Below are 313 nucleotides of genomic sequence, written 5' to 3' on the forward strand. Positions count from 1 at the left end.
GCTGCTCCCGGACGTGACGGCGGGCCTGGCCTGCCGCGCGGGGGGCCTGGGGGGGCGGCCAGGAGGGGATCTTGTCGCTGGGCAGGGCGTGCAGGCGGGCCAGCAGGAAGGCCGCGTCGTCGGCCGCCTGCTGGTCGGCGGGGAGCAGACCGGCCGTCAGGGTGTCACAGAGGTCTTCCAGATCGAGGCGCGCGCCGCCCTCACCCGCCGCGGCACCGTACGCGGTGGTCAGCAGACCGGCGAGTGTCCGCATGCCCTGGTCCATCTCGCGGGCGGACGACTCCACCAGCCCGTCGGTGTAGAGCACGAGGAG

Annotated in this window: 1 protein-coding gene; it reads right to left on the reverse strand. The window is 75.1% G+C overall.

The annotated features are described in order from the left end of the window. On the reverse strand, nucleotides 1-313 hold a 313-nt coding region (locus OO69_RS48500), incomplete at both ends, for a SpoIIE family protein phosphatase (RefSeq protein ID WP_033287452.1).

It is taken from the genome of Streptomyces sp. NRRL F-525, from assembly GCF_000716605.1.
Taxonomy (GTDB): domain Bacteria; phylum Actinomycetota; class Actinomycetes; order Streptomycetales; family Streptomycetaceae; genus Streptomyces.